Origin of the sequence: Anabaena sphaerica FACHB-251, assembly GCF_014696825.1 — a bacterium.
In the GTDB taxonomy this organism is placed as follows: Bacteria; Cyanobacteriota; Cyanobacteriia; order Cyanobacteriales; family Nostocaceae; genus RDYJ01.
On the sequence record NZ_JACJQU010000001.1, the window covers coordinates 182,193 to 195,928 of the forward strand.

Here is a 13,736-nt window from a genome sequence, read left to right on the forward strand (position 1 = left end):
TGCTTGCTGGATAGATTGGTGCAGAACCCCATAAACCTAGAATAGCAATTTTCTGGCTGTGGTATCGACGGCGAACTGATAAACAAGTCGATGTCTATTGAGCAAATTTGCGCGTGAACATGAAGGAAGCAACAATGAGTAATAATTTAGCCATCAAACTGCGTTCTGGTACTCAACAAGCTCATACAGACGCAGAAAATGTCGGTTTCATGAAATGTTTTGTGCAAGGTGTTGTAGATAGAGAATGCTTTATTAAGTTTTTGAGTAATCTGTATTTTGTTTACAGTGAACTAGAAACAGCAATTGAGAAAAATAAACAACATCCTGTAATTAGTGGAATGTATTTTCCTGAACTAAATCGCCAAGTATCCCTAGAAAAAGATATGTTATTTTATCATGGGAATCTATGGCCACACCTCATCAGACCATCAACAGCAACTCAAAATTACATTGTGCGTATTCATGAAATCTCTACTCACGAACCTGCTTTGTTATTAGGTCATGCCTATACTCGTTATATGGGTGATCTTTCTGGTGGACAAATGTTACAAAAAGTTGCTCAGTCAGCCTTAAAACTGTCTGGATACGAAGGCACTTCATTTTACAACTTTGAGCAAATTCCTGATAAGCAGGAATTCAAAAACAGGTATCGTCAAGCATTAGATACCTTACCCGTTGATGATACAACTGCTGACAAAATTGTAGCAGAAGCTAACCATGCGTTCTACCTGAACATGGAGATAATTAAAGAGTTAGAAAGTATTTTAATTCAAGCTTTAGGTCGAGCTACATATAATGACCTAGTTTGATATAGTATTTTTAATCAACACCGGGTTTCTTGAAGTAAGTCCTAGCTAGTTCGTTTCAGTAATTGAAGCGGAAACATACAAATATATTGGCACTTAGTAATAAGAAATTGCCAATCTTACAACAATCAATTGGGAAATATCAGCGTAATTATTCCCAATTCAAAAATTACAATTCCTACAATCACTAGCAGTAAACTAAAAGTCACTCGGAGGTTTTAATGGTCTTTCTATTACCTGGTGTAAAATTTGATCTGGATCTGATTAAAAAGTATGACACCCGCGCACCCAGATACACCAGTTACCCACCCGCTACAGAGTTAAGTGAAACATTCACCGCGCAAGACTTTGAAAGATCCATCATCACCTCAAATCAACGTCAAACGCCACTATCTTTGTATTTCCACATTCCTTTTTGTCAGACGGCTTGTTATTTCTGTGGTTGTAATACGGTAATTTCTAATAACAAGAATATTGCCAAACCTTATCTACAAAATTTGGCACAGGAAATCAAAAACACCACAGCATTGATAGATACCAGCCGAAAAGTGCTTCAGATTCACTGGGGTGGAGGTACACCTAATTATTTGGAACTCAACCAAGTTGAATTTTTGTGGAACAAGATTAACCGTTATTTCACTATTGATTCACAAGCGGAAGTTTCCATTGAAATTAATCCTCGCTATGTCAATAGAGAATACATTCAATTTCTGAGAGATATTGGTTTTAATCGCATTAGTTTTGGTATCCAAGACTTTAACCCACAAGTGCAAGAAGCCGTTAACCGTATCCAACCAGAAAAAATGCTATTTGATGCGATGGATTGGATTAAGGAGGCTAATTTTGCTAGTGTCAATGTAGACTTAATTTATGGTTTACCCTACCAAACTCTGCATACTTTTCAGGAAACAGTCAAAAAGACAATTGCTTTAGATCCTGACAGAATTGTGGTGTTTAATTTTGCCTATGTTCCCTGGATGAAACCTGTGCAGAAAAGAATTTCTGAAGATTCATTACCTACAGCACAGGAAAAGTTAGATATTCTCAAGATGACCATTGAAGAGTTAACAAATAACGAGTATTTGTTTATTGGGATGGATCATTTTGCCAAAACTAATAATGAATTAGCGATCGCTCAACGTAATGGTACACTAAAACGCAACTTCCAAGGTTACACCACCCACGCAGAAACAGAACTTTTTGGTTTTGGTTCTACATCTATCAGTATGCTAGAAGATGCTTATGCTCAAAACCATAAAGGTTTAAAGGACTATTATCAAGCTGTGTCAGCAGGTGTTATTCCCACCAGTAAAGGCATTCAATTAACCCAAGATGACATCATCAGACGGGATGTAATTATGTCTATTATGTCTCACTTTCAGCTACATAAGTCAGACATTGAACGTAAATATCACATCAATTTTGATGGCTATTTCTCCCAAGAACTAGAAGAGTTAAAACCTCTAGAAAATGATGGACTAGTGAATTTATTCACCGACGAAATCCAAATCACTGATACTGGTAGATTATTAGTAAGAAATATTGCGGTGAACTTCGATACTCATAGCAGAATTAGAGAAAGAAAATTCTCTCGTGCCATTTGAGTATTGAGGCTCAAATCCCCGACTTCTTTAAGAAATTGGGGATATTTTGATCTTTTTAACTTTTTAAATTATCTATCAACTATCTCCATCTTTTGATTTATAAAATTATGCCGAATGGTAGAAAAAAAATTCTTTAATTGCTGATAAATTTGATACAGATCAAATTATAGAGGTAATCAGCAATGATTAATATTATTGCTTGGGTAATTTTAGGACTATTAGCTGGTGCGCTTGCTAAAGCTGTTTATCCAGGTCGTCAAGGTGGCGGTATTCTCTCAACAATAATTTTAGGTGTTGTAGGTGCTTTTATCGGTGGTACTTTGTTTACACTCCTCCGCACTGGCACTCTACAACTTACGGCTACCACTTTAAGTATTCCTGGTATTTTGGTGGCGATAATTGGTGCAATGATTGCGATTTATTTATGGACGCTATTCCAAAGAAGTAGCCGAGCCTAACTTTTTAACTAAGTCGGGTTCAGGATGGGAAGATTATTAAGATTCATCCTGTGCGCTTGGCAGTAGCCATATATCCTTCTTTTTACCCTGTTTAATTGGAAATTAATTGTTTGTATGTTTTTTCACAAAAAAGAACCGATTCATTCGGTAAAAGTTGATGAATGCAACCCTCGTTTTGCTCAATTACTTCTAGAGCAATTTGGTGGCGCAACAGGTGAACTCACAGCTGCTTTGCAATATTGGGTGCAATCTTTTCATGTTGAGAATGCTGGTATTCGGGATATGCTCCAGGATATTGCTATTGAAGAATTCGGTCATTTAGAGATGGTTGGTAAACTCATCGAAGCTCATACAAAAAATTCCGACCAAACCGAAGCTTACAAAAGCACTCTTTTTGCTATTCGAGGAATTGGTCCCCATTTTCTTGATAGTCAAGGAAATGCTTGGAGTGCAAATTACTTGAATGAGGGTGGTGATGTAGTCCGTGATTTACGGGCGAATATTGCCGCAGAAGCTGGCGCTCGACAAACCTATGAAGAGTTAATTAAGCTGTCCACAGATCAGGGAACTAAAAACACTTTAGTGCATTTGTTAACACGAGAAATTTCTCATACCCAAATGTTTATGAAAGCTCTGGATTCTTTGGGTAAGTTGACTGATCCTTTCTTTGGTAATGTTCAGCCAGATGAAACTGTCTCTCTTTATTACAACTTATCGACAAACGGAACCGATCAGCATCAGCGTGGTCCTTGGAACTCTGAACCAACATTTAATTACGTCGCCAATCCTTTAGAATCTCGCTCTTAATAATTGGCAGATTGTAATTTAGCTGCAATTTTGCATTAGTTAGGATGGGCTTCAATACTGCTCGATTAACAATATTAGGACTTACGCAACTGTCACATCAAAAATCTCTTGTAGGGTGCGTCAGATTGCATAAATCCTGTCAATAAACAGATTTTTGAGTCTGATGCACCTTACTAATATGCCAGTTGCGTAAGTCCTGAATATAAAAGTTTTCAGGGGGTTTGGGTAAAGGATAAAGGTTTTATCTTCCTCTTTCCCCCTTAACCGACTAGTAGTGGGGTGGGCTTATGTCTAACCCCTATCTGAGTTTATTAATTACGAATTACGAATTACTATGATTGTTAATGCAACACAAAACGGTTGGGAAATCATTTATCATCGCGCTCATGCTTTGCTTGCTGCTCAACTAGCAGGACAATGGCAACGCAAAAATGCTCCCGCCAGGTTGTATGAAACTTTAGCGGCAATCTCCCATCATGATGATTTAGAAAAAGAGTGGGAGGAAGACAATCTGACAGCCGCAGGTGCGCCAATGGATTTTATGCTTAACCCAAATATAGATGTCGCCAAAATAGCTACTTTGGCAAAAAATGCTCATTACCGGGGTAGGTGGGTAGCTTTATTAATTTCTAAGCACATTAGCCGTATAAATGAACCCAATCGTGGTCGGCTGGTAGAACTGGATAAATTTCTGGATGAGCAACTAAACCACCAACAGCATTTGCAGGAAGAATTAGGAATAGCGCCGGATCAGGTAGAGGCAGCTTATGCCTTTATGCAATGGTGTGATCGCTTGTCTTTGATTCTCTGTCAGCAAGAACTCCCCGCTGATGAACGATGGCTAGAAATTAGTCCGGGACCTGATGGACAGCGTTATGATATTATGCAACGTCGCGATCATCTAGTCACTGTTCAACCCTGGCCTTTTGAAGATCAGCAATTTACAGTCAATGTCGAAGCCTGCAATTTGTCTCAGGTCAAGTTTGACCACAGTCAAGAACTATCTCAAGCTCTTCGCAAAGCTCCCATAAATGTACTGGAATGGACATTTGTTAAGAGTTAGAGCAGTTTTCACGTATTTGAACCACAATTATTAGACCTAACCCCCAGGAAATCAAAGCCTCCCTCCTACCAGGAGAGAGGTTTGCTTGTGGTCTATTTAGGGCTTGCTGAAAAAGTCTTGTCGTGGAGATAGGGAACAGGGAACAGGGAACAGGGAACAGTTTTAAGTGTTTAGTAGGGAATTGCGAAAGTCCTGTGGCTTTAATTTGCGGTTGACTTCGCTATTACCCCCAGTTGCAAACCTGGAGGAAAACTACCTTCTTGTTTAATCCGCTTAATTTCCGCTTCGGTGATTCGCAAATTTAACTTTTGTGCTAAACACTTGACAGTATCTCCCCTGTCAATCACACCAGCTACAGCACCTGCGGGAGAAAGTACCGTGATTTGAGGTAGTTGTTCGTTTTCCAGCTTGGTAATCACCTCTACCAAGGAAGTGGATTCGGTAACTGTGGGTATTGTATTTAGAGGGTGAACAATTTTCTGTACAGTTTCGGTTTCCCACTCACTTCTTTGAGTTGTCCGCAAATCATCAACTCTTACTAAACCCCGGTAACGTCCATCAGCAGCGGCAAAATAAACTTGTGGCGAGGATGTTTCTAAAAGATATAAGTCAGCAAACTCCCGTAATGTTTGGTTTGCATCAACTACCCGAAAATCACGAGTCATAGCATCAGCAGCTACCAGTTTGAGTAGGGTTTCTTGTAATGTGGTGACGCTGTCGTAGCTGTTAGCGTTGCGAATCGCAAACCAACCTAATAACACAATCCACAAACCTGTTACTAGTTCCCTGGTAAAGAAATCTATAGCAAATCCCAGAGCGATCGCCGCATAACCTAAAATCTGTCCAGCCCTGGCTGCCCAATGTACCGCTTGAAAGCGATCGCCTGTGAGTTTCCATAGTGCTGCTTTTAACACCTGTCCCCCGTCCAGAGGTAAACCGGGAATCAAGTTAAATAAAGCCACAACTAAGTTAATTCGCGCTAAATCCCTCACCATTACACCCAATAGCGTAGTATCAGAAATAACGTTATACCCTAGACTTAGCAGCACAAACAAGACTATACTTACCGCAGGACCAGCGATCGCTACTTGAAAAGCTTTACCTGGAGTTTTTGATTCTTCCTCTATCGCTGCAATGCCACCAAAGAAAAATAGCGTGATTGAGTTAACTTTAATTCCTTGAGACTGTGCCACCAAGCTGTGTCCCAACTCATGTAGCAGCACAGACGTAAACAACAGCAGTGCCATCCCTAGTCCAGCACTCCAAGCTGTAACATTCCCCCATTGTTGATAAGCTACCCCAAAATTCAAGGTTGCTAACGCCAAAATTACAAACCATAACGGGTCTAAAAACAGAGGAATGCCAAATAAAGATCCAATTTGCCAATTTTTTTGCATTACATCAATTTATTTATCTAGTTTTTATACACTACGCATCTTTAAACACTAGTTTATGAATCACAACTAGCAAAGGTGCAATATGCTCTCTTTTCTAGAATAGACAATTAATTCCAGTTAAGGCGTTATAACATAGTTAATTTAGCTAAATTTTAGGTAAACAAAAAATAAAGCATCTCTTGTCTGCTCATAAAGCACCTGACAAATTTGATTCACCAAGTGCTTTTCTCCAGTCCCTATAAAACACCAATATTGGTCAAACCTAAAACCGCAGCCACACCGATAATATGACCAAAACTCATCGCTGCTAAGAATGTACCCACACTGGGATGATTGAATAATCTAGGGAAAGGTAAAGGCATTTTTTGGCCTACATGAGGATAGCGAATAGACCAGCCAGCAAGGACAAGCATTAATAAACAACTGCCAATGATAATCGGTGTTCCTGTCCAGTTCCATGTGGTTCCAGTGTTAGGAACAGTGGCTTGAACTGCTAATAATATTGATGACATGATTGATGATTATCTCCTCTGGGTGAATCAGCGGATTAATCCCCATTTTGGGGATGATTTCCATCTCTAAAGACACTCATCTTTATCTTCTGTCTACTCAACCAAATAATTCTTCCCTCAAAAGGAGGGTATTGTAATTCGTTATTTGTAATTCGTAATTTAGAATACTAAGTATAGAAAAGCGGTAAGTAATTTGATTTTTACCTACCGCTGAATTTTTACTCTCTATGGCAAGAAAGTATTAAATTCTATAAACGACCAATATTAGTCAGTCCCAAAACAATGCCAATACCAATCACATGGCCAAAAGCCATTGCACCGATAAATGCGGGGACAGTGACGGGAAGCACAGGCATTTGTGGACCAACCTTGGGGGCTTTACTGCCCAAAGTGAGTAAAAGTACAACTAAGCAGCTGGCACTGATGATGATTCCCACTGTAGGACTCCACTCAGGTGTTGCAGGAACGGTTGCAGCGGCTGCTAGTAAGATAGATGATAACAAGATGTATTCTCCTAGAATGAAAAAATGAATCTAAACCTACAAGATTATAAAATTACGTAGGAAAAAGCAAAAGTTTTTAGTCTAACTTAATGTAGTTTTGTGATTATTTTTAATTTCTCAAACTTAAATGCGGGTTAAAATTTGCGGCATCACTCAACCACAGCAGTCTCTAGCCATTGCATCTCTTGGTGCAACAGCACTGGGATTTATTTGCGTACCTACATCGCCTCGCTACGTTACTATAGAGCAAATTCAGGCAGCATTAGTACCATTGCCCAAAAATATTGATACAATAGGCGTTTTTGCAAACAGTAGCACTACACAAATCAGTGACACGGTAATTGCATCTAATTTAACTGGTGTGCAGTTACACGGAGATGAATCACCAGAATTTTGCTACCAATTGCGTCAATCTTTACCCGATGTAGAAATTATTAAAGCTTTGAGAGTCCGCAGTCTCGAACATCTACAAACAACAGCTAATTATATTGATTATGTAGATACCTTCTTACTCGATGCCTATCATCCTCAACAATTAGGGGGAACAGGTCAAACTTTAGATTGGCAAATGTTACAAGCATTTAGTCCTAGTCGTCCTTGGTTTTTAGCGGGAGGACTGACACCAGATAATATTATTTATGCACTAAATCAACTCCATCCTCATGGTATTGATTTATCTAGTGGTGTGGAACTTTCACCAGGGGATAAAGATTTGGATAAGGTAGCTTTGTTGTTTGCAAGGTTAAATTCTGTGTTGATGTGAATGAGGATTTACAGGATTTAAAGGATTTTTGTTAGTGATGATGTTTTGTAGTTTGTGAGGATAATTGATTAATTTTATTTGTCTGATAGCGTAGCGTGGCGTAAGCCATATCAGGATATCCAGGATTTGAGGATTTACAGGATGTTATTTATAGCTGTAGCCATAATAATTAGGACATGATTAGTCATGGAAACTTAAGAATAACAAGGGTTTTACTCTTGCCTTTTGCCTTAGAGGTTGTTTGAAAAGTATTAGATGAAACCAATAATCTTCAGTAACCTAACCCCCCTTCCCCCCTTCCCTACGAGGGAATGGGGGTTTCAAAGCCTCTCCCCGCGTCGGGGAGAGGTTTGGAGAGGGGTTTATTTATACATTCAAAACTTTTCAAACATCCTCTTATGCAATGATATAGTGTTTTCATAATGCGGTGCGATCGCCTAATAAAAAGACGCAATCGCTCACCCTCTGCTGTATTTTAAGGATGAGCGATAGTTAGAGCAAACCCTAATTCCTAAAAGAATGCTGGTTGATGACGAATCAAATTCAAGAATTCTTCACGGGTTTTTTGCTCATCTTGGAAAACACCCACCATAGAACTGGTAACTGTCCAAGAACCAGGTTTTTGTACACCGCGCATGACCATACACATATGGCTGGCTTCCATGACAACAGCAACACCTTGAGGTTCGAGAATGGTCTGCACTGCTTCAGCGATTTGTCGAGTTAACCTTTCTTGGACTTGCAAGCGACGAGAATACATTTCTACAATTCGCGCCAGCTTACTTAAACCGACAACTTTTTGATTAGGGATATAAGCAACGTGCGCTCTACCCATAAATGGCAGCATATGATGTTCGCACAGACTAAAGAAATTAATATCTCTAATTAGTACCATCTCATTATGCCCTTCATCAAAAATGGCACCATTCACTAGTTCTTCTAGAGATTGGTTGTAGCCACCTGTAAGAAACATCATAGCCTCAGCTACGCGCTTGGGTGTTTTGAGTAGTCCTTCCCGTTCTGGATCTTCCCCAACACCGATCAGCATTGTCCGCACAGCTTCCATCATTTGCTCCATATTTTCCTCTGAGGGTGGACGCAAATTGGGTTGCTTGCCATCATGAGTATTGCGGTCAGGTCTGGTACTGATGGCTTGTGCTAAGTCAGTAATCAGAGGAGATTGTGAGCGATTGGAACCGTTAGAACTAGCAATAGTCATGGTATAAGTCTTGGTAATTGATAATTGGTAATTTGTAATTTGTAATTGGTCAGGAAAAAGATAAATGACTCAATTACTAATTTAAAGAACACCAGCATTAGACATCAGAGTTAATTCTTCAATAACTGCTTCTTGTGGTAACAAAGCAGTGTGCAGAATTGTCTGAGCCACTATTTCTGGAGTTAACATTTTGGAACGGTCAAAGTTAGCATGAACTGTTTCCGTGTCCCAAATTTCAGTATTTACAGAACCTGGACAAATTGCAGTTACACGAATGCCGTGGCTTCGTTCCTCAAGAGCCAGGGTTTGAGAAAGAGCTAGTAAACCCGCTTTGCTAACGCAGTAGGCTCCCCAACCGGCAAAGGCTTGTTTGGCAGCGATGGAGGCAACGTTGATAATTGTGCCACTGCCTCTTTGCCGCATAACTGGCAAAATTCCCATCATGCAAACAAAGACGCTGGTGAGATTTAAATTAATCACCTGCTGCCAATCTTCTAAGGGAGTCTCACTCAAATTGGCGGTGTATCCCATACCAGCATTGTTTACCAGAATGTCTATGTCGCCAAATTCATGGGCGATAGCCTGTATTTTGGCTTGTACTTGGGAAACACAACTTAGATCAACAGTGAAGGCTTTTGCTTCCACTCCTGTTTCTTTTGCTGCTGCTGCTACCCCCTCCAACTTATCCTCTGAACGGCTGACCAAGGCAACATCTATCCCCGCCTTTGCAAAGGCTAAAGCCGTTGCTTTGCCAATTCCACTGCTTGCACCGGTAATTAAGGCGCGTCGTTTCTGCTCAAAACTCATGGTGTCTCCAATTTTTTTGGCAGTGCTGTGAGTCAAACAATTTTGGATTTTAGATTGGCGATTTTAGATTGACTGCACCCAATCTTGGGTTACAGATTGGGGATTTTAGATTTGTTGTGCCTACAAGTGGCAGGGCTGAAACCGAAAAACAAATCCAAAATCCAAAATCCAAAATCCAAAATTTGCATGGTTACCAGCCACCCATAAATTAAATAATTCTCAAAATCAATTGTAAATAATTCTAAAAATCAATTGATTTTCTGCTGAATATTGCTAGAATTCCTTTTCAATATGGGTAGGTTGCCTATCATTAGCCTTACCAGTCAGGTAGAAAAACATCGACCTGGATTCTCAGGGTCTAAAATCAGGGCTGATTACTGAATACTATGCAAACTAGCCCATGAGATTGGGGTTGTTTGCTGAACACACAACACAAATGCCTATAGCTGCTCAGATTGTTAAGAATCTTTAAGCTTCCATAGGCAATTATAGCACTGTTGATGTGCTAATCAGTTATAGCTATTATTTTTAGTGAGCAAGTTCGGTAAAGACACCAATTTTGCGGAATTTCTCATAGCGGAGTTGACGGCGTTCAGTGGGAGTTAAGCGGTTGAGTTCGTCTAAGTTATTCAACAACGCTTGTTTAAGATTAGTAGCTGCTGTCAAGGGGTCGGAATGAGCGCCACCGATGGGTTCAGCTAATATTTGGTCAATAATGCCCAAGTTTTTCAAGTCGTGGGAAATAATTTTTAAGGCCACGGCAGCTTGGGGGGCTTTACCAGCATCTTTCCACAAGATAGCGGCACAGGCTTCTGGGGTAGCAACTGTGTAAACAGAGTGTTCAAACATCAGTAGGCGATCGCCTACTCCAATACCTAATGCACCACCAGAACCACCTTCACCAATAACGGTGCAGAGAATTGGCACATCAAAGCAGAACATTTGCCGTAAATTGTAGGCGATCGCTTCACCTTGTCCTTGATGTTCGGCTTCTATTCCTGCCCAAGCACCGGGAGTATCGATAAACGTGATAATCGGCATACTAAACTTGTTGGCGTGTTCCATTAACCGTAGTGCCTTACGGTAGCCACCAGGTGCAGCCATACCAAAATTCCGGGCGACGTTATCTTTGGTATCCCGGCCTTTTTGATGCCCCAACATGACCACAGGTTGCCCACCCAAACGACCGACACCACCAACCAAAGCTGGATCATCTCCGCCACAGCGATCGCCATGTAACTCCATCCATTCATCACTAATCGCCTGGATGTAATCTAGGGTGCTGGGACGGCGTGGATGTCGTGCTACTTGCAGTCGCTGAGATGGTGTTAGACTGCTGAAAATTTCCTCACGCAGCTGCATAGCCCTTGTTTCCAGTTGGCGAATTTGACCAGAAACATCTACACCATTTTCATCTGCAAGTTGGCGAATTTGGTCAATCCGTTTAGCCAGTTCTGCTAAAGGCTTTTCAAAATCCAACAGTAGCGGTTTGCGTTCAGTAGTTGCCATAGTGACGGAATAGGTGACAGTTGACAGGTGACAGGTGACAGGGAATAGAGAATAGAGAATAGGTACAAGTTGATTAATTTTCCCCAGTACCCAGTCTCCAGCCCCCAGTCCCCAGTTCCTAAACTAATAATGGTCTAAATCCATGTTTAATCGATACTTGACCAATACGTTCCATTTTGTCTACGGTAATCTGATTGCGCCCCCAAGAAAAGTTTGTGTATAACTTCTCAAATTCCAGCAGCATAGATTCTGCAAAACAAGCAAACAACTGGCGTGCTGGAACATCCATATTGACAATTTTCATAATTTTCCAGTCAATATCCAGAGAATGCTCTACAATTCCACCATTTAATACATACACACCTGGATGCTGAATTTTTGTTCCTAAGTTCTTAGGATAGCCACCATCAATCAATAGACAAGGTTGCTTCAGCACTGTGGGATCAATTTCTACACCTTTGGGCATACTGGCAACCCAAACTACAATATCTGCTTGGGGCAGTGCTTCCTGCAAGCCCATAATTTTACCACGTCCCAGTTCAGCTTGCAGTTCTTGGAGACGTTCTTGGTTACGGGCTATCAGCAGTAGTTCTTGGACATCTGTTTTTTTATCTAGCCAGCGTGTAACTGCACTGCCAATATCTCCTGTAGCACCACACACCGCCACAGTTGCTTTCGAGAGTTCTATTCCTAGTTGTTTAGAGGCTTCTTCCACCTGCCGACAGATAATGTAGGCTGTATGAGTGTTACCTGTGGTGAAGCGTTCAAAATCTAATGTGACGTTACGGACTTGACTAAACTGCTCTAAATTAAAGTTCTCAAAAATAATTGAGGAAAACCCACCTAAAGCTGTAATATCAATGCCATGCTTTTGAGCATGAGCCATAGCGTTGAGGATTTTGCGTGTTGCCGCCTTAATGCGCCGATTTGCCAACATTTCTGGCAAAAAGCAAGATTCTACATACCGGCCTTCAATTTTTTGACCTGTGATGCTGGTGACGGTGATGTGATCAACAATTTGCGGTGGTGCGCTACACCAAAAATCTAGCCCTTGGTCGGCATATTCTGGGTATCCCAATTCTTGAGCTACGGATTGAGCGTGTTCTAAACTAGTCAGATGTCCAATTAGACCAAACATTAGTGATATATTAGGCGTGTGCTATGAAAAGCGTGGAATTAATAATCAGGAATTAATACCTAATTCTTAAAAATACTACATAAAGGGTCTAAATAATTCGTAATTTCTGAAAGGAGTCAGGAGTCAGGAGGTAGGAGGCAGAAGTCAGTATAGGAGTTTTCCCAGTCCCCAGTCCCCAGTCCCCAGTCCCCAGTCCCCAGTCTCCCTAGACGGTTGCCAGTCCGTAAGCAGAAAGACGCATGATGTCACGGGTGGTAAAGCCAATGTTACTTAAGGCTTCACCATATTGAATCATAAAATCTTCCACTAAAGCTTCTTTTTCCATTGCCAAGACGCGGGCATCATCAGCAACTTGGTTGAGCATTTGCCAAACAATAGGCAGATTGTGGCGATTTGCTTCTTCTAGTTCGGCTTTAGATTCGGTAAAGTTTTCTTTCAACCAAACTTCACCAAAATTGAGATGGCTGTATTCTTCTTTAACTACACCTTCAGTAATTTTACGAGCAAATTCATCGGCTACGGGAATGTAGATGTTATATGCAGCGATCGCAAAACATTCGATAATTAAAGCTTGAATCAGGAGGCAGGTAACAATTTTCCCTTCTGCGGCTGCGGTTTGGAAGTTTTGGTGCAGTCCAGAGAAAAACTCCTTTGCAAATTGCATATCTGGGGTGACTTTTAAATTGCGTCCACAAGCCTCAAATCCTTTCTTGTGGCGGCTTTCCATTTTCGAGAGCCGAATCAGTTCATCTGTGCTTTCCGGCAGCATTTTAGCCAATGTGATGTAATTCTCATGGGCTTCTTGTTCGCCTTCTATGACAATTGCATTAATTCGACTATAAGCGTCTTTATATATGTCGCTCTGGAAATCAATTTGCTCAACAAGCTGTTGCATGGTATGTTTACTCCGTAACCCTGAATTATTTGATACTGAAATTTAATTTACCCTCTAAATTTAGGGTAATGATCACTGTGGTTTAATTTAACTTAACAAGAAATTATGGTAATTAGATTAGTTTTTACAAGGTAGCGACAAACTGGAGGTAAGCCACCTGCTACCAATGATAGAAATACATCCTTCTATGTTCCCCGTTTCCTGTTCCCTGTTTTCCATAGTCATACTAAAAAAAGCCAATGCTTTTGGAGCCAT

General features: G+C 40.6%; 14 protein-coding genes. 6 read left to right on the top strand and 8 right to left on the bottom strand.

What is annotated here, in order from left to right; translation table 11 throughout:
- The first annotated feature begins 134 nt into the window (after nt 1-134).
- The 5 genes from H6G06_RS00675 (at nt 135) to H6G06_RS00695 (ending at nt 4,738) form a co-directional block, all read left to right on the top strand.
- Nucleotides 135-809 (top strand): biliverdin-producing heme oxygenase, encoded by a 675-nt coding sequence (locus tag H6G06_RS00675; protein WP_190557191.1) that lies wholly within the window; start codon nt 135-137, stop codon nt 807-809.
- A 218-nt stretch (nt 810-1,027) separates the two neighbouring features.
- Nucleotides 1,028-2,410 (top strand): oxygen-independent coproporphyrinogen III oxidase, encoded by a 1,383-nt coding sequence (hemN, locus tag H6G06_RS00680; RefSeq protein WP_190556093.1) that lies wholly within the window; start codon nt 1,028-1,030, stop codon nt 2,408-2,410.
- Nucleotides 2,411-2,595: 185 nt separating this feature from the next.
- The gene (locus H6G06_RS00685; protein WP_190557193.1) at nt 2,596-2,868 is read left to right on the top strand and encodes a GlsB/YeaQ/YmgE family stress response membrane protein; all 273 of its coding nucleotides are present in this window, start codon (nt 2,596-2,598) and stop codon (nt 2,866-2,868) included.
- Between the two features lie 114 nt (nt 2,869-2,982).
- Nucleotides 2,983-3,675 (top strand): manganese catalase family protein, encoded by a 693-nt coding sequence (locus H6G06_RS00690; RefSeq protein WP_190556095.1) that lies wholly within the window; start codon nt 2,983-2,985, stop codon nt 3,673-3,675.
- Between the two features lie 334 nt (nt 3,676-4,009).
- Complete coding sequence (locus H6G06_RS00695) at nt 4,010-4,738, top strand: DUF3891 family protein (RefSeq protein ID WP_190556097.1); 729 nt, start codon at nt 4,010-4,012, stop codon at nt 4,736-4,738.
- 200 nt (nt 4,739-4,938) lie between these two features.
- Here the strand turns inward: H6G06_RS00695 and H6G06_RS00700 are convergent, their stop codons facing one another.
- The 3 genes from H6G06_RS00700 to psaK (H6G06_RS00710) all read right to left on the bottom strand — a co-directional run bounded on the left by H6G06_RS00700 (nt 4,939) and on the right by psaK (H6G06_RS00710) (nt 7,150).
- Nucleotides 4,939-6,135, bottom strand: coding sequence for a site-2 protease family protein (locus H6G06_RS00700; RefSeq protein WP_190556099.1), 1,197 nt, complete (start codon nt 6,133-6,135; stop codon nt 4,939-4,941).
- A gap of 236 nt (nt 6,136-6,371) precedes the next feature.
- A complete protein-coding gene (psaK, locus tag H6G06_RS00705) occupies nt 6,372-6,647 on the bottom strand; it encodes a photosystem I reaction center subunit PsaK (RefSeq protein WP_190556101.1) in 276 nt (91 codons plus the stop codon).
- A 248-nt stretch (nt 6,648-6,895) separates the two neighbouring features.
- Nucleotides 6,896-7,150, bottom strand: coding sequence for a photosystem I reaction center subunit PsaK (gene psaK / locus H6G06_RS00710; protein WP_190556103.1), 255 nt, complete (start codon nt 7,148-7,150; stop codon nt 6,896-6,898).
- A 127-nt stretch (nt 7,151-7,277) separates the two neighbouring features.
- On the opposite strand from psaK (H6G06_RS00710), the gene H6G06_RS00715 reads away from it, so the two are divergent.
- On the top strand, nt 7,278-7,913 hold the full coding sequence (locus H6G06_RS00715) for a phosphoribosylanthranilate isomerase (protein WP_190556105.1): 636 nt from the start codon (nt 7,278-7,280) through the stop codon (nt 7,911-7,913).
- 511 nt (nt 7,914-8,424) lie between these two features.
- Here the strand turns inward: H6G06_RS00715 and folE are convergent.
- From folE to H6G06_RS00740, 5 genes are all read right to left on the bottom strand, one after another.
- Nucleotides 8,425-9,132 carry a GTP cyclohydrolase I FolE gene (gene folE / locus H6G06_RS00720; RefSeq protein ID WP_190556107.1) on the bottom strand — a complete coding sequence of 236 codons (708 nt, stop codon included), beginning with the start codon at nt 9,130-9,132 and terminating at the stop codon, nt 8,425-8,427.
- An 81-nt stretch (nt 9,133-9,213) separates the two neighbouring features.
- A complete protein-coding gene (locus tag H6G06_RS00725) occupies nt 9,214-9,939 on the bottom strand; it encodes an SDR family oxidoreductase (RefSeq protein ID WP_190557195.1) in 726 nt (241 codons plus the stop codon).
- Between the two features lie 528 nt (nt 9,940-10,467).
- Nucleotides 10,468-11,448 carry an acetyl-CoA carboxylase carboxyltransferase subunit alpha gene (locus H6G06_RS00730; protein WP_190556109.1) on the bottom strand — a complete coding sequence of 327 codons (981 nt, stop codon included), beginning with the start codon at nt 11,446-11,448 and terminating at the stop codon, nt 10,468-10,470.
- Nucleotides 11,449-11,566: 118 nt separating this feature from the next.
- Nucleotides 11,567-12,586 carry a long-chain acyl-[acyl-carrier-protein] reductase gene (locus tag H6G06_RS00735; protein ID WP_190556111.1) on the bottom strand — a complete coding sequence of 340 codons (1,020 nt, stop codon included), beginning with the start codon at nt 12,584-12,586 and terminating at the stop codon, nt 11,567-11,569.
- A 205-nt stretch (nt 12,587-12,791) separates the two neighbouring features.
- The gene (locus H6G06_RS00740) at nt 12,792-13,481 is read right to left on the bottom strand and encodes an aldehyde oxygenase (deformylating) (protein WP_190556113.1); all 690 of its coding nucleotides are present in this window, start codon (nt 13,479-13,481) and stop codon (nt 12,792-12,794) included.
- Nucleotides 13,482-13,736 lie beyond the last annotated feature (255 nt).